This window comes from Idiomarina fontislapidosi, assembly GCF_003226255.1.
Classification (GTDB): domain Bacteria; phylum Pseudomonadota; class Gammaproteobacteria; order Enterobacterales; family Alteromonadaceae; genus Idiomarina; species Idiomarina fontislapidosi.
The window spans coordinates 99,631-114,073 of sequence record NZ_QJST01000004.1; the positions used below are offsets into that span (position 1 = coordinate 99,631).

At 48.7% G+C, this 14,443-nt stretch carries 13 protein-coding genes; 7 read left to right on the forward strand and 6 right to left on the reverse strand.

Annotation, left to right across the window (positions count from 1 at the left end):
• Window positions 1-136: 136 nt before the first annotated feature.
• The 6 genes from lpdA to ampD form a co-directional block, all read right to left on the reverse strand.
• Window positions 137-1,564 carry a dihydrolipoyl dehydrogenase gene (gene lpdA / locus DFP83_RS06160; protein WP_110574139.1) on the reverse strand — a complete coding sequence of 476 codons (1,428 nt, stop codon included), beginning with the start codon at window positions 1,562-1,564 and terminating at the stop codon, window positions 137-139.
• Window positions 1,565-1,675: 111 nt separating this feature from the next.
• Window positions 1,676-3,424, reverse strand: a complete 1,749-nt coding sequence (aceF, locus tag DFP83_RS06165) for a dihydrolipoyllysine-residue acetyltransferase (RefSeq protein ID WP_110574140.1) — start codon at window positions 3,422-3,424, stop codon at window positions 1,676-1,678.
• A gap of 11 nt (window positions 3,425-3,435) precedes the next feature.
• On the reverse strand, window positions 3,436-6,108 hold the full coding sequence (gene aceE / locus DFP83_RS06170) for a pyruvate dehydrogenase (acetyl-transferring), homodimeric type (RefSeq protein WP_110574141.1): 2,673 nt from the start codon (window positions 6,106-6,108) through the stop codon (window positions 3,436-3,438).
• A gap of 27 nt (window positions 6,109-6,135) precedes the next feature.
• Window positions 6,136-6,882 carry a pyruvate dehydrogenase complex transcriptional repressor PdhR gene (gene pdhR / locus DFP83_RS06175; RefSeq protein WP_110574142.1) on the reverse strand — a complete coding sequence of 249 codons (747 nt, stop codon included), beginning with the start codon at window positions 6,880-6,882 and terminating at the stop codon, window positions 6,136-6,138.
• A 115-nt stretch (window positions 6,883-6,997) separates the two neighbouring features.
• A complete protein-coding gene (gene ampE, locus DFP83_RS06180) occupies window positions 6,998-7,834 on the reverse strand; it encodes a regulatory signaling modulator protein AmpE (protein ID WP_110574143.1) in 837 nt (278 codons plus the stop codon).
• Window positions 7,831-8,439: a 1,6-anhydro-N-acetylmuramyl-L-alanine amidase AmpD gene (ampD, locus tag DFP83_RS06185; protein WP_110574249.1), complete on the reverse strand. Its 609-nt coding sequence runs from the start codon at window positions 8,437-8,439 to the stop codon at window positions 7,831-7,833. Before ampD ends, ampE begins: the two co-directional genes overlap by 4 nt.
• 25 nt (window positions 8,440-8,464) lie before the next feature.
• Between ampD and nadC the strand changes: the two genes are divergently transcribed.
• From nadC to zapD, 7 genes are all read left to right on the forward strand, one after another.
• Window positions 8,465-9,340 (forward strand): carboxylating nicotinate-nucleotide diphosphorylase, encoded by an 876-nt coding sequence (gene nadC, locus DFP83_RS06190; protein ID WP_110574144.1) that lies wholly within the window; start codon window positions 8,465-8,467, stop codon window positions 9,338-9,340.
• Window positions 9,341-9,397: 57 nt separating this feature from the next.
• Window positions 9,398-9,847: a pilin gene (locus DFP83_RS13735; protein ID WP_110574145.1), complete on the forward strand. Its 450-nt coding sequence runs from the start codon at window positions 9,398-9,400 to the stop codon at window positions 9,845-9,847.
• Window positions 9,844-11,103, forward strand: coding sequence for a GspE/PulE family protein (locus tag DFP83_RS06200; RefSeq protein WP_110574146.1), 1,260 nt, complete (start codon window positions 9,844-9,846; stop codon window positions 11,101-11,103). Before DFP83_RS13735 ends, DFP83_RS06200 begins: the two co-directional genes overlap by 4 nt.
• On the forward strand, window positions 11,078-12,127 hold the full coding sequence (locus tag DFP83_RS06205) for a type II secretion system F family protein (protein WP_110574147.1): 1,050 nt from the start codon (window positions 11,078-11,080) through the stop codon (window positions 12,125-12,127). Before DFP83_RS06200 ends, DFP83_RS06205 begins: the two co-directional genes overlap by 26 nt.
• Window positions 12,128-12,137: 10 nt before the next feature.
• Window positions 12,138-12,998, forward strand: coding sequence for a prepilin peptidase (locus DFP83_RS06210; protein ID WP_110574148.1), 861 nt, complete (start codon window positions 12,138-12,140; stop codon window positions 12,996-12,998).
• Window positions 12,998-13,603, forward strand: coding sequence for a dephospho-CoA kinase (gene coaE, locus DFP83_RS06215; RefSeq protein WP_110574149.1), 606 nt, complete (start codon window positions 12,998-13,000; stop codon window positions 13,601-13,603). The genes DFP83_RS06210 and coaE overlap by 1 nt, the downstream gene beginning before the upstream one ends.
• A gap of 64 nt (window positions 13,604-13,667) precedes the next feature.
• Window positions 13,668-14,429 carry a cell division protein ZapD gene (gene zapD, locus DFP83_RS06220; protein ID WP_110574150.1) on the forward strand — a complete coding sequence of 254 codons (762 nt, stop codon included), beginning with the start codon at window positions 13,668-13,670 and terminating at the stop codon, window positions 14,427-14,429.
• Window positions 14,430-14,443: the final 14 nt, after the last annotated feature.

Here is a 14,443-nt window from a genome sequence, read left to right on the forward strand (position 1 = left end):
CCTGTTATTTAGTTTTTGTCGACTCATATGTACAAGTTCGAACAAATTAGCGCAAAGTTAGGCGACAAGTAAAGAAAAACGGCAACATTCGCGATGAATGTTGCCGTTTTGCTGATAATTTACCGTAAACGAAAAATTACTTTTTCTTTTTCGCTTTCGGGTTAGGCATATCAGTGATTGAACCTTCTTGAATTTCAGCAGCTAAGCCGACTGATTCATGCAAGGTTGGGTGAGCGTGAACGGTTAATGCGATATCTTCTGCATCACAACCCATTTCGATTGCCAAGCAAACTTCACCTAGCAACTCACCTGCGTTAGAACCACACATTGCACCACCGATGATACGGTTGTTCTTATCAAAGATAAGCTTAGTCATACCCTGCTGTGCGTTCGATGCGATAGCACGGCCTGATGCAGACCATGGGAAGGTCACGGCGTCATACTCGATACCTTTTTCTTTCGCTTCTTTCTCGGTAACACCCGCCCAAGCAACTTCTGGATCGGTATACATGATAGAAGGAATGACTTTCGGTTCGAAGAAGTGTTTCTTGCCTGCGATCACTTCGGCCGCTACGTGCGATTCGTGAACCGCTTTGTGCGCCAACATCGGTTGACCAACGATGTCGCCGATCGCGAAAATGTTGTCAACGTTTGTACGCATTTGGCTATCAACTTCGATAAAGCCTTGCTCAGTTACCTTAACGCCTGCTTTATCAGCGTCGATCTTCTTGCCGTTTGGCGCACGGCCAACCGCAGTTAAGACCACGTCATATTTAACTGGTTTCTCAGGTGCACCTTTGCCTTCAAAGGTCACGTAGATACCGTCTTTCTTCGCTTCAACTTTAGTCGCTTTAGTGCTTAGCATGACGTTTTCAAAACGTCCTTTAACTTGCTTGTTGAAGCTCTTCATGATGTCTGCATCAGCAGGCGGTACCAATTGGTCCGTCATTTCAACAACATCAACTTTAGAACCTAGCGAGCTGTACACCTGACCCATTTCTAAGGCGATGATACCACCACCTAGAAGCAGCATTTTTTCAGGGATTTCTTTCAACTCAAGTGCATCAGTAGAGTCCCAAATACGCTCATCATCATGCGGGATGAATGGCAATTTGATTGGCTGTGAACCGGCTGCGATGATTGCGTTGTCAAACTCAATCTCGGTATTGCCGTCTTCACCTTCTACGTTCAAGGTGTTGCTGCTAGTGAATTTACCGTAACCGTTTACGACTTTCACTTTACGCATTTTAGACATTTGACCCAAACCGCCAGTCAATTGACCAACCACTTTCTCTTTGTGTTTGCGGATTTTGTCTAAATCGATCTTAGGCTCGCCAAACTCGACGCCTTCGTTCGCTAACACTTTTGCATCTTCAATGTGTTTTGCTAAGTGCAACAACGCCTTTGAAGGGATACAGCCAACGTTCAAACATACACCACCTAAGGTGCTGTAACGTTCAACTAGAACCGTTTCTAAACCAAGGTCAGCTGCACGGAATGCCGCTGAATAGCCACCTGGGCCAGAACCTAACACTACTACCTGTGCTTTAATTTTGTCGCTCATGATAACCCCTTGTTATTCACGGCAGGTTGAGCTACCCACCGAGGTCCGTCAACGCTAAATGTGCGGTTATTGTAACGCCATTTAGATCGTATTTCTCGGTAAAATTGGTGCTTAAAGCACCAATTTACGAATATCACCCAATACTTGACTCACATACGCTGTGAAACGTGCTGCGTCTGCACCATCGATCACACGGTGATCGTATGACAGGCACAATGGCAACATGAGTTTAGGTTCAAACTCACTACCGTTCCACTTCGGCTTCATCTCGTTACGCGATACGCCTAAGATAGCGACCTCTGGTGCGTTAACGATAGGTGTGAACGCTGTACCACCGATACCACCTAAGCTTGAGATTGAGAAACACCCACCTTGCATGTCAGCCGCTTTTAGCTTGCCGTCGCGTGCACGTGCACTGACGTCAACCAGCTCTTCTGAAAGCTCGTAGATACCTTTCTTATCGACATCACGAATCACTGGCACGACTAGACCGTTCGGCGTGTCCACCGCGATACCAATGTGCACATATTTCTTCATGATCAACGCTTCACCCGACTCTGACAACGACGAGTTGAAGTTCGGGAATTCACGAAGGGCTTTGGCGCAGGCTTTCATGATGAACACCAATGGTGTGATCTTAAAGCCAAGGTCTTGCTTCTTCGCTACTTCGTTTTCTGACTTACGGAAACGCTCAAGCTCAGTAATGTCCGCTTCATCAAACTGCGTGACGTGTGGAATAGTGACCCAGTTGCGATGCAGGTTTGGACCTGACTTACGCTGGATGCGTGACAACTGAACTTCTTCCACTTCACCAAACTTACTGAAGTCGACTTTAGGTCCGTCGATCACTTGCAGACCGCCGCCACCTTGCGAAGTTTGACCCGCTACCGCTTTCGGACGTGACAATTCGTACTTAACGTACTCTTGCACATCTTCTTTTAAGATTCGGCTCTTAGGTCCAGTACCCTTAACCTGCGATAAATCCACACCAAATTCGCGTGCGACACGGCGCACCGCTGGCGATGCATGGATGGGCGAACCATCTTTACGCTCGGTCGGATGATCAGGTACGGGTGGTTGACGCTCACTGGTCGGGGTAGAGTTCGATTTAACCGACTCTTTGTTTTCGCTCTCGGCTTTCGAAGACGACTGCTCAGCCTTCTCGTCAGACTTCGACGCTGATTTTGATTCGTCTTTGCTTGCGCTTGAGCCGCCACCACTGCGTGTTACTTTTAGCTTCGCAATTTTAGAGCCTTGCGACACTTTATCACCGACTTTTACAAGCATCTCTTCGACTTCGCCATCCTCTGGGCATGGCACATCCATGGTTGCTTTGTCGGTTTCAAGGGTAATCAAACCATCTTCTTTTTCGACCGAATCGCCTTTATTGACGAGGATCTCGATAATCTCGACATCTTCTTCATCACCAATATCAGGCACTTCGACGTCGATGATTTCAGACTCACCACCACTGCTTGCTGACGCCTGCTGCTCATCTTGCTGTTCTTCTTCAGCATCATCTGATGCGTCTGATGATTCTTTAGCCGATGATTCCTCTTCAGAGGTGTCATCTGATTGTGCATCGTCATTGTCGTCGGCATCATCATCCGCGCTGTCATCGCCCGCAGCTTCGATAATAGCAAGTACGTCACCTTCTTTAATGGTGTCGCCTTCTTTAACTTTTAGTTCGACGATTTTCCCGCCTTCAGAGGCGGGAATATCCATTGAAGCTTTGTCACTCTCGACTGTGACAACACCATCTTCTTTATCGATGGTGTCGCCTGCGCTGACGAGGATCTCAATGACTTCGACTTCTTCTCCGCCCACGTCGGGGACTTTGAGTTCAATCTTATCCGCCATATCAATACTCCTTATGCGTTACGTGGGTTAAGTTTGTCGACATCAATACCATAGTCTTTGATCGCTTTGCTCAGTACTTTCGCGTCGATATCGCCGGCGTCGACAAGCTCTTTAAGTGCTGCAACCACAACGTGTTGTGCATCAACTTCAAAGTGCTTGCGCAGATTTGCGCGGCTATCTGAACGACCAAATCCGTCGGTACCCAATACACGGTAAGAAGTCGGTACCCACTGACGTACTTGGTCAGCGTATAACTTCATGTAATCAGTCGCTGCTACCGCAGGACCTTTCGCATCTTTCATTGCTTGTGTGATAAAGGCTTCTTTTGGATCTTTATCGGCATTAAGCATGTTGTAACGTTCGACATCTAAACCATCACGCGCCAGCTCGTTGAACGAGGTTACGCTGTACACAGTTGAGTTGATATCAAAATCCTCAGCCAGGATATCTGCTGCCTTGCGCACTTGCTCTAAGATAGTACCACTACCTAATAGCTGTACATCGGCTTTGGATTTCTTCTTAGACTTCACTTCGTCTAATTTATAGATACCACGCAAGATGCCTTCTTCAGCGCCTTCAGGCATTTCTGGCTGATGATAGTTTTCGTTCATTACGGTGAGGTAATAGAACACGTTCTCTTGATCTTCATACATGCGCTTCAAGCCATCATGCACGATGACCGCAATCTCATAACCGTATGTTGGATCATAAGTAATACAGTTAGGCACAGTACCGAACAAGATGTGGCTGTGTCCGTCTTGGTGCTGGAGACCTTCGCCGTTCAGTGTCGTACGACCGGCTGTACCACCAATCAAGAAGCCACGAGTCTGGCTGTCGCCTGCGGCCCACACTAAATCACCCACACGTTGGAAACCGAACATCGAGTAATAGATGTAGAACGGAATCATCGGTTCGTTGTTCAGTGAATAGCTGGTTCCGGCAGCCACCCACGACGCCATGGCGCCTAATTCATTAATACCCTCTTGGATAACCTGACCTTTTTTATCTTCACGATAGTAGGCCACTTGATCGGCATCTTGCGGGGTATATTTTTGACCGTGGTGCGCGTAGATACCCACTTGACGGAACAAGCCTTCCATACCGAAAGTACGCGCTTCGTCTGGAATAATCGGTACAATACGCTTACCGATTTTCTTGTCTTTCAACAACGCCGTCAGTACACGCACAAACGCCATGGTCGACGAAATTTCACGGTCGCCAGAGCCTTTCAATACCGCGTCAAACGCTTTCAATGACGGCAGCTCTAGCTCAACATCGCTCTCTGCACGGCGGGTTGGCATGTAGCCACCCAAGGCTTCACGACGCTCGTTCAAGTACTTCAGCTCTTCGCTGTCATCCTCAAACTTGTAGTAAGGCAGATCTTGTAACTCTTCGTCTTTAAACGGGATATTAAAGCGGTCACGCAAATGCTTAATCGCATCCATATCCATTTTCTTAACTTGGTGCGCGATGTTTTTACCTTCGCCCGCTGCACCCATGCCGTAACCTTTAACGGTTTTCGCTAAGATAACCTGTGGACGACCTTTGGTGTTCACTGCCTTGTGGTACGCCGAGTAAACTTTTACAGGATCGTGACCACCGCGGTTCAAACGCCAGATATCTTCGTCTGATAAGTTGGCGACCATCTCTTCGGTTTCTGGGTATTTACCAAAGAAGTGCTCACGCGTATATGCGCCACCCTTGGCTTTGAAGTTCTGATAGTCACCGTCAACGGTTTCTTCCATCAGTTCGCGCAACTTACCTTCGGTGTCACGGTATAGCAATGGATCCCAGTAGCGACCCCAGATCACCTTGATAACTTCCCAGCCTGCGCCACGGAATGTGCCTTCCAACTCTTGGATGATCTTACCGTTACCACGAACCGGACCATCTAAGCGTTGTAGGTTACAGTTGATAACAAAAGTAAGGTTATCAAGGCCTTCACGCGAAGCCAGGCTAATCGCACCCAAGCTTTCTGGCTCGTCGGTCTCGCCGTCGCCCATAAAGCAGTAAACACGTTGGTTCGAGCAATCTTTAATGCCGCGGTCGGTCAAGTATTTTAAGAAGCGTGCCAGGTAGATCGCTTGGATTGGACCTAAGCCCATTGATACGGTCGGGAACTGCCAGAAATCAGGCATCAAGTTCGGGTGAGGATATGACGGTAAACCTTTACCATCGACTTCTTGACGGAAGTTATCCAATTGTTCTTGCGTCAAACGACCTTCGATAAACGCACGGCCGTAGATACCAGGTGATGCGTGACCCTGAATAAACAGGAAGTCGCCGCCGTCACCGTCGCTTGGTGCGCGGAAGAAGTGGTTAAAGCCGACATCATAAAGCATCGCTGACGACGCGAAGCTGGCAATGTGCCCACCGAGCTCTTCGCCTTTTTGCGAGGCACGTAATACCATCATCGCCGCGTTCCAACGAATCGCTGAACGAATGCGCGCTTCCATGGTTTGGTTGCCCGGCATGGTCGGTTCCTGACTTGCCGGAATAGTATTTAAGTAGGAAGTAGTTGGACGATAAGGCAAATACGCACCGTTACGACGCGCTTTATCAATCAGTTGCTCCAACAAGAAGTGTGCGCGATCCGGACCTTCGGCGTCCAGAACGCCTTCGAGCGCATCAAGCCACTCCTGCGTTTCTTGCTGGTCAACATCTTGTTTGTTTTCTTCACTCATAGCTATTCCTTTCATTCAATGTTTCAATCAGGAACGACGAAGCGAGCGCCGAATGCGAGATTGTTCTTTTGTCATCTCCATCAATGCCTGTTCAATATAGGACAAATGTTGATGACACGCATCTCGCGCCTGCTCCGGTTGACCGTTGATAATTGCCTTGGCAATTTGTAAACGGTGTTGGTTTAACTGCTCCACTACCGAGGGATTGTTAGCCAACACCTCTAAGTTTTGCTTGATATTTTCGGCAAGGAGCTCACGCATTCCTTGCACCACATGCAAAAGCACCACGTTGTGTGATGCTTCGGCAATGCGCAAATAAAAATTAACGAGCGACTGTACTTGCTCATCAATCGCACGTGTTTGTGAATCCATTATGCTATTGATACTGGATTCGATACGATCTAGATCGGCATTTGTACCTCGTAACGCAGCATAAAACGACGAAATGCCCTCCAGCGCGTGACGAAATTCAAGTAAGTCAAATTGTGACTCGGGGTGCTTGGCGAGCAATTCAAACAACGGCGTTGTGACCGACTCACTGACGCTGTCGGTGACGAACGTACCGCCTCCGTGCCGACGTTCAAGCAATCCCTTAGCCTCTAACTTTTGAATTGCTTCGCGCAGCGATTGACGCGATACACTGAACTGTTGCGCTAACTCACGCTCGGCAGGTAACTTCTGACCCGCTTCAAAACGACCATCGACGATCATCGCTTCAATTTGGGAAACGATCTGATCGGATATTTTTGCCACTTTTATGCGTTCAAAAGCCAATGCGCCTTCACCCTCGGTAAATTGGTCTGACCAAAGTTGCCCGATATTCTAAATCATTCAGCAGTAAACCCCAAATTAATTTAGCTGGTCAGACCATCATTTGCTGGCATTATTACTACACGATAGTGCCTGTCAGCGTTAACACCGCTATGACCACAAACCAAAATAAATGTTGTCGTTTCATCAAGTTAAGTTGATGCGTTACGGCATCTGAACGATCATCCGGATGGTGCGGCTGCCCTTCCGCTTTTATGACCACGCGGTGAAGCAGTTCAGGATTATCGTCCTGCGTATTGGTTGCCATCGCTATCACCGCCGGCAACGCATGGTTAAAGTGACCTACCAGCGCGGCACCCAGTGCAGCAAAACGCGCCGGTATAAAATTAAGTGCCCATAACACTCGTTCGACCTGCGCTCGCCCTTGCTCTGCAACAGGATGAACGTCCGGATTGCGATACACACTGCGCAAACAGCCGTACGCGAGCACCCCTGCAACACCAAATGTGACAAAGAAAAATATCGGTGCCAAAAAGTGTACAAAATTAAGCCATACCACCGCACGCTCAACTGGGGTATCGTCTGGCAGATGTGCATACCCTCTGAGCTGCTGCGCCGCTTGTTGATATCCTTGCTCATCGGCTCGCATAGCAGCGCGTAATAACTGTTTGTACGCGATGCGCTCAGGTCCTGCGTTCATGACTAACAGCAACACAATAATGCCACCGATAAATTGCACTAAACCGCTATCAAGCCAACTAAACAGCAACCATGCGATTACAGCGGGCAGCAACACTTGCAGTATCAACTGCCAAGGTGCCGGTGAATTAAAGTAACTAAATTTAGCTTGGCTCCAGTTCATCCAGCGTTGCATGTAAAAGTCGATAGACCATACCGCCGGTAGCGGATAAAGGCGCTCGATACTAAGTGCAACGAGCAAAGCAATGAGTGTCATAGTGAGTCCTTGCGCGACAATGCGTTAAAAAAGTACGGCCAGTCAAAACAACGACCAGGATCCGATTTACGACCTGGGGCAATATGTTGATGACCTGTAATTCTGTCTACCGTGAGCTTAGGGTAATAGTCTAATATTGTGCGCGTAACATCAACCAAGCTCTGATATTGACGCTCACTGTACGGAGAATGGTCCGTGCCTTCTAGCTCAATACCAATACTAAAGTCATTACACCGTTCACGCCCTTCATAACAAGAGACGCCCGCATGCCACGCGCGTTTATCAAACGGCACGTATTGTTCGACGGAGCCATCACGTCGAATCAGCAAGTGGCTTGATACCCGTAAACCTGTCAACGGCGTAAATTCATCGCCATCCTGATCACTCAAGCCTTGGGTGAATAACTTATTAACGTAGGGTGTCCCATAACAGCCTTCGGGCAGGCTTATACAATGAATCACGAGCAAAGAGATATCGAGCGCATCAGGTCGTTCGTCAAAGTGCGGCGAGGCACAGTGTTTTACGCCATCAATGCAGTGATTTTTTATCGTGTGTCTTTTCACAGGCTCAGCAAAACGGTAAAGTTTGTGCCCTAGTATCGTCATTGTCAGCCAAAAGGTAAAGTATCCCATGCAGCTCACCGAAGCCGAACGCCATGCCATTTCTGCGCAAGTCACTCAGAGTCTAGAAGAGGATTTGTCAGCGGCGGATCCCTCACTGGACATCACAGCGCAATTGATACCAGCGCATCATGTGAGTGAGGCGACAATTATTACGCGCGAGGACATGGTAATGTGTGGTAGCGCCTGGGTGAGTGAAGTGTTTCGCCAGGTGGATGCTGACGTGAAAATCGAATGGTGTGTCAACGATGGCGACCACGTTAAGGCAAACACCACATTGTGCAAGTTATCGGGTAATAGCCGCAGCTTACTGACTGGTGAACGTTGCGCACTCAATTTTTTGCAGACGCTGTCGGCAACTGCCACCCAAACCGCATTTTACGTAAGCAAATTGGCAGGCTTTACAACACGCCTATTAGATACGCGTAAGACCATTCCTGGCTTACGCATGGCACAAAAATACGCAGTCCGCTGTGGCGGCGGTACGAATCATCGTATCGGCCTTTTTGATGCCTACCTGATTAAGGAAAATCATATCGCTGCCTGCGGCGGTATCACGCCCGCCGTTGCGACAGCTCGGGAATTAAACCCCGGTAAACCCGTCGAAGTCGAAGTCGAGTCATTAGCAGAATTTAAGCAAGCACTTGATGCAGGTGCCGATATCGTCATGCTCGATAATTTTACCCTCGACGATATCGAGCAAGCCGTCGCGCAGAATAAGGCCGCTGGTTCACCTCTTAAATTAGAGGTATCGGGTAATATTACGGACGAGGCGTTGCACGAACTCGGTACCACCGGTGTTGATTTCATCTCGAGCGGCGCACTCACCAAACACGTCACCGCGATCGATTTATCCATGCGTATAGGGCAACCTCGTACAAGCTAATCAGTTTGCCAAACGGCGCGGACGAAACCATATTTCTGGCTTTACCTAAAAGCCATTATGAAAAAATACTCGTCCGCGTTCAGTCTTATCGAATTAATGGTGGTGGTTGCCATCATTGCCATTTTATCATCCCTTGCCGTCCCCGCTTACCAGCGTTATGTCCAGCAAGCCCGGGTCACCGAGGCACTTAATCACACGCAAAGCTTACAACTTGCCATGGCGTTATGCTGGCAAACAGAAAACGACATGCGTCGCTGTTCGCAGCCGGGACAACGCGGTATCCCAACGATACCCGACCCGCTACCGACCGCGCTCGAGTCCCTTGAAGTCAGCACAACAGGTGTGATTCAGCTGACTTTGGCAGAAGTCATCGTTGATCAAGTGCCTTTACAACTCAGTTTATCGCCTGATAGCACTGGCTTAGTCTTTCGTTGGCGGCTGGGGTGTTCCGATTTCGCATCAGGAGAACCGCTAGCCTCTCGCTGTGTGGAGGCGCTTGCACAATGAGTGACGTTCATCTAGCGCAATTTTGGCATCTCCCATTACCTCCTTCATCGGCTGCGTATCTGAGGCTGACTCAGCAACTGGGGTTGCCAGCGAGCGCCGTCGTTGAATTGCTTGATTGTGACCAAGGTCGTGTAATTATTCTCGACAAAATGGCTTGGCCACAACGGGAAAGCATTGTATTTCAGTTACAAGCGATCAGCTCTAAACCTATTCATTGCGTTTATGTGCCTACCCATACGCAGGCGCACATGGCAAGTGCCGATGCCCAAAGCCTGCTTGTACATGCCTATCAACGTAATGCCTCGGACATACATATAGAACCCATACAAAGTGGGGGACGAATTCGACTTAGGATCGAAGGGCGGTTGTTTGAGCAACCGCGTTTATCACGGCCGGAGCTCGACACACTGATGGCTCAACTTAAAGTGTTAGCCGAGGTGGATGTCACTGAGACTAAACAACCTCAGGATGGACGAATTGATCTTATGGTCGGCAATCAGCAGGCGCGATTTCGTCTCAATGCGTGTCCAGGTAGTCGGGGTGAAAGTATCGTTGTAAGGTGCCTCCATAGTGCTGAACAGTTGCCGTCATTACACCAACTTGGTCTTACCCACCGTCAGTTCTTATGTTTGGCGAAGCAACTCGCGGCCGCTGTCGGCTTAATTCTGGTTTCTGGTCCAACGGGCAGCGGTAAAAGCACCACGATTTACAGCATCATTAAGCAGCTCAGCGAATCGGGTTTACGCGTGTGTAGCGTCGAAGATCCCGTCGAAATTGAACTCAGTGGCATCCTACAAACACAAGTCCATCCTCAACTTGAGCTCGGTTTTGCAAAAGTACTGCGAGCTTTTTTACGGCAAGACCCAGATGTCATTATGGTAGGGGAAGTTCGCGATGCCGAAACGGCAAAAATCGCCGTACAAGCTGCACTGACCGGTCACCTTGTCATTGCATCAATCCATGCTGACACGGCCATAGACGTCATTCGGCGACTCGTGCAACTGGGAGTTCAACAGGCAGATGTAACAGCTGCGCTAAAATTAGTGATAAGCCAACGTCTAAGAGTGCGGCCACAAGGTGGTGTCCAAGTGCTGTTCGAACTTTTGCCGTGGCCTGAACGCTTACGAGGCTACACTCACACATTGCGCAATGAACTACGCGACGAAATCTTAAGCCAACAACAGTTGCCCAGCTTACAACAACGTATTCAATGCAGTTATCTAAGTAGCCATGATGAATTTAATTCGAATCCGTAGAGGTTTCTCTACCGCACAATGGTACCGCTCACTCGCCCATTTAGAACAATTAATATCGGGCGGGCTCCCGTTATCGCTTGCCCTTTGTGTTGTCGCACAGCAAGCTGACCACCCCGCCTTAAAGCAACACTTTCAAACCTTACATCAACAGGTGCAAGCCGGCGTTAGCCTCTCACAAGCATTGGCTAGGCTGTTACCGCAATCACTCCATCCCGCACAAGCAGGCATCTCCGTGGCCGAACAAACAGGTCAACTGGCAGCTGTGATGCGCAGCCTTGTTGATAGCTGGCAGCGGCAACAACGCATCCGCGCCATGGTTAAAGATGCCATTCGTTACCCACTGGCATTACTGTGTATGGGTATCATCATCATCGCAATCTTCCTTATTTGGGTACTACCGACGATTCAGCAGCTGTTTAACGATCAGCCATTACCACTACTGACTCAGTATCTAGTCAGCAGCGTAGCGTGGTTCACAACGTATGCTGCGCGCATAGTCGTCGTAATCGCCGTTATATTGTCACTTGCAATCATCGGCTACTGGAAGCAGAAACTCGGCTGCCAAGCGCTAATGCAGCGCTTACCTATTTGGGGTAAACTGCAACAACTCAGAGTCTATCAATCGACTTTTGAGTATCTTGCTTTGGGTTTGCGCAGCGGTATGTCGGCGGTACACGCCACGCGCATGCTCGCTAGCCATTCAGACTGGCTGCCGATGCAAAGTAAACTGGGAAAGATAGCGCAAGCCCTAAATGACGGCTCCAGCTGGTCAGCTGCGTTTGTCGAAGCACAGTTAACTGACCCAACAATACAGGCATACTTGCAAACAGCAGAACAGGTCGGACGCATGGATAGTGCAGTTGCGCGTTTGAGTGAGGACTTTCAACAACGCATCGAAGCTTACTGCGAGCACTTACGAACTTGGTTAAATCCATTGCTGATGGCGATACTGACAGGCATTATTGGATTCATGCTGTTGGCAATGTATCTGCCGATTTTCTCGCTAACACAACAATTGGCTTAGGACTCACACAATGGATGCATTATTTGTCGCAGCCTCTTGGCAAGCGCTTTTGATAGCAGGACTGCTCGGCGCTTCTGTCGGTAGCTTTGTTAATGTTGTAATAGTACGTTTACCCAAGCAGCTGGAGCTGCAGTGGAAATACGAATGTGCAGAGCTCGCCGGTGAACCGGTACGTGAAAAAACTCAGTTTAATATTGCAGTGCCGGGTTCTCATTGCCCAAGCTGCCAACAACCTGTCGCTTGGTATGACAATATCCCGATCCTCAGCTATCTCGTCCTGCGGGCACAATGCCGTCATTGCCAAACGACTATCCCGATTTTTTATTGGTTGGTTGAGATAGCGACGACACTGATTTTTATTGGGTTAGGCTGGCAATTTGGGTTGAGTCTTGGCTTTTGGGTGTTTGGCTGCGCACTGAGCTTACTCATCGCGATGACGCTTATTGATTATCAGCATCAGCTGTTACCTGACCAGCTTACCTATCCGTTTTTATGGCTAGCCCTACTGTGGTCGTTAAGCCCACTGAGCACCGTCACCCCGAGCCAAGCCATCATCGGCGCTGTTGTCGGCTATTTGAGCTTATGGAGTCTATATTGGTTGTTTAAACTTCTGACTGGAAAAGAAGGTATGGGCTACGGTGACTTCAAGTTACTCGCTGGCCTTAGCGCATTTACTGGCGTCGCGTTGTTGCCTGTCACCGTCATTTTCAGTGCCGTCGCAGGGGTTATCATCGGTATCATCGTCGCGATCAAACATAAGCAATCGGTACCCATTCCATTTGGACCATTCTTAGCCGTTGGCGGTGTTATTAGCTATGTATGGGGAGAATCCCTACTAACCGCTTATTGGCAATGGCTTGGAGTGATGTAATGAGTCGCTTTATTTTAGGTCTGACTGGCGGCATCGGTAGTGGAAAAAGCGCCGCATCCAATTATATTGCTGAGCAAGGCATCGCCATCGTTGACGCGGATGTTATCGCGCGCGACGTGGTCGCGCCAGGCACCGAGGGACTTGCCGAAATTATTGCTCATTTTGGCGACGAGGTAGTCGATGCATCGGGCGCACTGATTCGCAGTAAGTTACGTCAGCGCGTGTTTGAAAACCCCGACGATAAAGCATGGATTAATCAGCTGCTGCACCCACTTATCCGCGAACAAATAATCGCTCAACTTGAGCAGGCGCAATCGGCGTATGTCGTGTTAGTCGCGCCTTTGCTGCTTGAGAATGGTCTCGATGCGCTGTGTGACCGAGTGTTAGTCATTGATGTCGATGAAGATACTCAATTAGCCCGCACGCAACAGCGCGATAGCGTTTCTAAGCAACAAGTCGAAGCCATAATCGCCGCGCAAATTGATCGCCCGACGCGGCTCAAAAAGGCCGATGATGTGGTTAGCAATCAGGGGGACTTACGCGACCTATATCAACAATTAGATAGATTACATGCGCACTACCTTGAATTAGCCGCACAGAAGTGAATCTGTTTGCACACGGCGTTTAAATCATTATCATGGGCGGTCAGATTAATGAGATGAGAACCCCATGTCGGAATCAGTGCCTTATGTGATTTATGAATACCCGTTGCAAGAGCGGTTTCGTACCTATTTGCGACTTGAGCAAGGGTTTCAGCAAATCCAAACGCCACTTGATGGTACTGAACAACACGCGCTGCCGTTTTTTAATGCGCTATTTGGCCTACTTGAATTATTCGAACGATTTGATGTTAAAACTGAATTGAATCGTGACCTCGATGCGCAAAAGCAATTCGTTCAACAATGGGCACGACATCCTCAAGTTGATAAAGACATGGTTGCATTATTACTTGAACGTTTAGCTCAAGCGCAAGAGCAACTTAGCGAGGGCAGCATCGCAGTGCGGGCATTAAAAGATGAGCCTTTTCTCGCCGGCATGAAACAACGTTTTTCACAGCCAGGCTGCCAAGCATTGTTCGACTTGCCTCAGTTACAGACTTGGTTGAGTCAACCCGTCGCAAGTCAAATAACACATCAGCAGCAGTGGTTATCGCAATTCGCTCACTACCGCCATGCTTTATCACAATTGCTTAGCTTATTAAGAGAGCGCGCCCCTTTTGAGACGGTACAAGCTAAAAAAGGATTTTGGCAAGAAAGTACCGATCCATTAGCGATATTGCGTATGAAGGTGTCCGGTGAACATGCTGTATACCCAGTAGTTTCAGGGCATCGTCAACGCTTTACTATTCGTTTGATGGCGCTCTCAGAAGGCCAAAGTAATGCCTTTTCACATGATCTAGCGTTTCAACTAGCTCGTTGTTATGAGCAATAATAAAGGAGAGCTCC